General features: G+C 60.6%; 4 protein-coding genes. All 4 read right to left on the reverse strand.

Annotated features, from left to right (window positions below):
- Nucleotides 1–73: 73 nt before the first annotated feature.
- Nucleotides 74–898: an ABC transporter permease gene (locus KGB27_RS30920; protein WP_008027084.1), complete on the reverse strand. Its 825-nt coding sequence runs from the start codon at nucleotides 896–898 to the stop codon at nucleotides 74–76.
- Between the two features lie 13 nt (nucleotides 899–911).
- A complete protein-coding gene (locus tag KGB27_RS30925) occupies nucleotides 912–2,159 on the reverse strand; it encodes an ABC transporter permease (protein ID WP_008027082.1) in 1,248 nt (415 codons plus the stop codon).
- 206 nt (nucleotides 2,160–2,365) lie between these two features.
- Nucleotides 2,366–3,409 carry an ABC transporter substrate-binding protein gene (locus KGB27_RS30930; RefSeq protein ID WP_008035977.1) on the reverse strand — a complete coding sequence of 348 codons (1,044 nt, stop codon included), beginning with the start codon at nucleotides 3,407–3,409 and terminating at the stop codon, nucleotides 2,366–2,368.
- 44 nt (nucleotides 3,410–3,453) lie between these two features.
- Nucleotides 3,454–4,578, reverse strand: a complete 1,125-nt coding sequence (locus KGB27_RS30935) for an ABC transporter ATP-binding protein (protein WP_008027079.1) — start codon at nucleotides 4,576–4,578, stop codon at nucleotides 3,454–3,456.
- Nucleotides 4,579–4,764: the final 186 nt, after the last annotated feature.

Genomic DNA, 4,764 nt, shown 5'->3' on the forward strand with positions numbered 1-4,764 from the left:
GTCAGTCAACATCGATGCTGACTGTTCTGGCCTCTTCGCGAGCAAGCTTCGCTCCTACAAAATCAAAAGCTGATCAAACCTGGGCGGTGCGCAGTTTTTCGCTGCGGCCACGCAGCCATTCCAGGGTCAGCAGCAGGATCACCGAGAAGGCGATCAGCAGCGTTGCCGCGGCGGCAATCGTCGGGCTGAGGTTTTCGCGGATACCGCTGAACATCTGCCGTGGCAAGGTCGCTTGCTCGGGACCGGCGAGGAACAACGTCACCACCACTTCATCGAACGAGGTCGCGAAGGCAAACAGCGCACCGGAGATCACACCTGGTGCAATCAGCGGCAAGGTCACGCGGCGGAACGCGGTCAGCGGCGAAGCACCGAGGCTGGCAGCGGCGCGTACCAGGTTGTGGTTAAACCCCTGCAACGTTGCCGACACCGTGATGATCACAAACGGCACACCCAACACCGCGTGCACCACGATCAACGAGAAGAAGCTGTTGCCCAGGCCCAGCGGTGCAAAGAACAGATAACTCGCGACACCGATGATCACCACCGGCACCACCATCGGCGAAATCACCAACGCCATCACCAGCGCCTTGCCCGGGAAGTCGCCCCGAGTCAGGCCAATCGCCGCCAGCGTACCGAACACCATCGCCAGCACGGTCGCCGCCGGGGCGACGATGATGCTGTTCTTCAGTGCACGCATCCATTCCGCCGAGGCGAAGAAGTCCTGATACCAGTGCAGCGAAAAACCTTGCAGCGGATACACCAGGAAACTGCCCGAGTTGAACGACAACGGGATGATCACCAACACCGGCAGAATCAGGAACAGCAAAATCAAGCCGCAGAGAATCCGCAAGCTGTAGAACCACACCCGTTCGATGGGCGACATGTAAGGACTCAGCATTTCGATTCTCCCCTTAGCTCAGGCGCAGGCGACTGGCGCCCACCAGCCAGCTGTAAATCAGATAAAGCACCACGGTCGCCAACAGCAGCAGCCCACCGAGTGCGGTCGCCATGCCCCAGTTGATGCTGGTGTTGGTGTAGAAGGCGACGAAGTAACTGACCATCTGATCGTTCGGGCTGCCCAGCAAGGCCGGGGTGATGTAGTAGCCGATGGCGAGGATGAACACCAACAGGCAACCGGCGCCGACACCGGCATAGGTCTGCGGGAAGTACACCCGCCAGAAACTGGCGAACGGGTGGCAGCCGAGGGAAATCGCGGCGCGCATGTAGGTCGGCGAGATGCCTTTCATCACGCTGTAGATCGGCAGGATCATGAACGGCAGCAGGATGTGCACCATCGAGATGTAGACCCCGGTGCGGTTGAACACCAGTTCCAGCGGCTTATCGATGATGCCCATGGCCATCAGGCCGCTGTTGATCAGCCCGCCCGATTGCAGCAATACGATCCACGCAGCGACGCGCACCAGAATCGAGGTCCAGAACGGCAGCAGCACCAGGATCATCAGCAGGTTGCTTTGACGCGACGGCAGATTCGCCAGCAGGTAAGCCAACGGATAGGCGAGTACCAGGCAAATGGCGGTGATGATCAGGCCCATCCAGAAGGTGCGGGCGAAGATGTCGAGGTAAATCGCCTGATCGGGCGTGGCCGGGGCGATTTCGCCGAGGTCGTCGATGCGGTGATCGACCGCTGCCAGCAAGTAGTACGGCGTGATGTTGCTGGTGTTGCGGCGCACCGCTTGCCAGTAGGCCGGGTCGCCCCAACGCTCGTCGAGCCCTTCCAGCGCGTCTTTATAAGAGGCCGGTTCGGTAGCGAACGGCAAGGCGCGGGCGGTTTTGGTCAGCAGGCTGCGATAGCCGGCCAACTCCATGTTCAAGCGCTTGGACAAGTCGCCCAGGGTCTGATTCTTGCGCGCTTCAGCGAGGTCTTCGCTGGCCGCTTTGTAAACCGGTTCAGCGGGCAGGCCACGGCCGTCCCAGCTGGCGATGGCCGCCACGGTGCGCGGCATGCCGCCGACCACTTCCGGGTTACCAACGCTTTTGTAGAGCAGCGCCACGATGGGCACCAGGAACACCAGCAACAGAAACAGCACCAATGGCGCGATCAAGGCCTGGGCCTTCCAGCGGTTGATCCGCTCGGCGTGCTTGAGCCGCTGCTTCAAGGTGGGGTCAGTGCCCGCGTTCAGGGGAATGGCGGTGGCCATGGCGTACTCCGGAAATCTTTGATCGTTACAGAGGCGGCATCCATTGACCGCGAGGCCGCCTCTGTTCTTGATAACTACACATCCCCCCCGTAGGAGCGAAGCTTGCTCGCGAAGGCAGCGTGTCAGTCAACATTGATGTTGAATGTGCTGACGTCTTCGCGGGCGAGCCTCGCTCCTACGGGAGTCGATAAGCCCACGGGGTGGTCTTATTTCGCAGCCCAGGAATTGAAGCGCTGCTCCAGTTGCTCGCCGTTGTCAGCCCAGAAGCTGACGTCGATCTGCACTTGGTTGGCGATGTTTTCCGGGGTGGTCGGCATGTCTTTCAGGACATCCTTGGACAACAGCGGTACGGCTTGGGTGTTGGCCGGGCCGTAGGCGATGTTTTCCGAGTAGGTCTTCTGCTGCTGCGGCGCCACCGAGTACGCGATGAATTTCTTCGCCGCTTCAGCACGTGCCTTGTCCAGGCCTTTTGGAATGGCCCATGCGTCGAAGTCGTAGATACCGCCGTTCCACACGACTTTCAGGTTGCTTTCTTTCTGCACGGCAGCGATCCGGCCGTTGTAGGCCGAGCTCATGACCACGTCACCGGAAGCGAGGTACTGCGGCGGTTGTGCGCCGGCTTCCCACCACTGGATGTTTGGTTTCAGCTCATCAAGCTTCTTGAACGCGCGGTCCTGACCGTCTTTGCCGGCCAGCACTTTGTAGACGTCTTTCGGCGCAACGCCGTCGGCCATCAGTGCGAATTCCAGGGTGTACTTGGCGCCTTTACGCAGGCCGCGCTTGCCCGGGAATTTCTTGGTGTCCCAGAAATCCACCCAGCTGGTGGGTGCGGAGGCCAGCTTGTCGGCGTTGTAGGCCAACACGGTCGACCACACGAAGAAACCTACGCCGCAAGGCTGGATAGCGCCTTTGACGTAGTCTTCGGTCTTGCCGAACAGCGCCGGGTCGAGTTGCTCGAACATGTCTTCGTCGCAACCGCGGGACAGTTCTGGCGACTCAACTTCCACCAGATCCCAGGACACGCTCTTGGTGTCGACCATGGCTTTGACCTTGGCCATCTCGCCGTTGTACTCGCCCGCCACGATCTTGCCGTTACCCGCCGCTTCCCACGGTGCGTAGAAGGCTTTGACCTGCGCGGCCTTGTTCGCCCCGCCAAAGGACACCACGGTCAGGTCCGGGCCCGCCGCCATCGCGTGTGCCGCACCGATCATGCCCATGACCAGGGCGGTGAATTTCAGGGATCTCAACATTTATTGTTCTCTCCACGTGCAGGGTTGGTTGAAGCAGGGGGCGATCAGTTCGCCTCTAGAAGTGGGTCGAGCGCGCGAACGTGTTCGACCTCCCAGCCAAGCGGTACCACGTCGCCGACAGCAAGCCCGGGATCGAGCTCGGCAATCGGTTGTTTCACGAAGAAGTCGGTCTTGCCGCAGACTTCCAGGCGAACCCGGACGTGGTCGCCCAGATAGATGAATTCCGCCACCCTCCCTGAGAAGCGGTTGACACAGGACTCGCTCGAACCATTGAGGCTCACGCGTTCCGGACGAATTGACAGCGTGACGGGTTCGCCGGTCTTGCCGACATTGACCGCCAGCGCTTCAACCTTTTCACCGCGACCGAGTTCGACGATGCAACGATCGCCGGTCTGGCTGTGCAGGCGGCCGTTGAGACGGTTGTTCTCGCCGATGAAGTTGGCGACGAAGGTGTTTTTCGGTTCTTCGTAGAGGCTGCGTGGAGGGGCGATCTGCTGGATTTCGCCCTGATGGAACACCGCCACGCGGTCGGACATGGTCAGGGCTTCGCCCTGGTCGTGGGTCACGTAGACCACGGTCACGCCGAGGCGCTGGTGCAGATGCTTGATCTCCATCTGCATGTGTTCGCGCAGTTGTTTGTCGAGTGCGCCGAGGGGTTCGTCCATCAGCACCAGTTGCGGTTCGAACACCAATGCACGGGCCAGGGCCACACGCTGTTGCTGACCACCGGACAGTTGCGCCGGATAACGCTGGGCGAAGGTCTCGAGCTGAACCATGCTCAGGACACGTTTGACCCGGTCGCTGACATCGCTCTTGTTCAAGCCGCGCACGGTCAGCGGGAACGCGAGGTTCTCGGCGACGGTCATGTGCGGGAACAATGCATAGTTCTGGAACACCATGCCGATGTCGCGCTTGTGCGGCGGCACGTTGTTGATGGCGCGCCCGGCCAGGAGGATTTCACCGGCGGTCGGGGTTTCGAAACCGGCGAGCATCATCAGGCTGGTGGTTTTGCCGGAACCGGATGGCCCGAGCAACGTGAGGAACTCGCCTTTGCGAATGTCCAGGTTGAGGTCTTTGACGATCAGGTTCTCGCCGTCGTAGCTCTTTTGCACTCCACGAAAGCTGACCAGAATGTCATTGGCCCCTGCGCTTGAATCGACCTGGCTCATACCCACACCTTTGTTATTGATGACTGCTGTGGACTAAGCCTAGTGGACGCTGGGGAGCACGCAAATCGGGGCGCAGGAGAGAATCGCCTCAGCCGGATGGAAGGTTGGGGGTAGGGATTGCCCTACAAGGATGGCGGGGATGGGTATGTCGTTTCGGGAGGTGGGCAGGTGGTGAGCTGCGAGCCT

Origin of the sequence: Pseudomonas sp. BF-R-01 (assembly GCF_019946615.1) — a bacterium.
GTDB classification, from domain to species: domain Bacteria; phylum Pseudomonadota; class Gammaproteobacteria; order Pseudomonadales; family Pseudomonadaceae; genus Aquipseudomonas; species Aquipseudomonas migulae.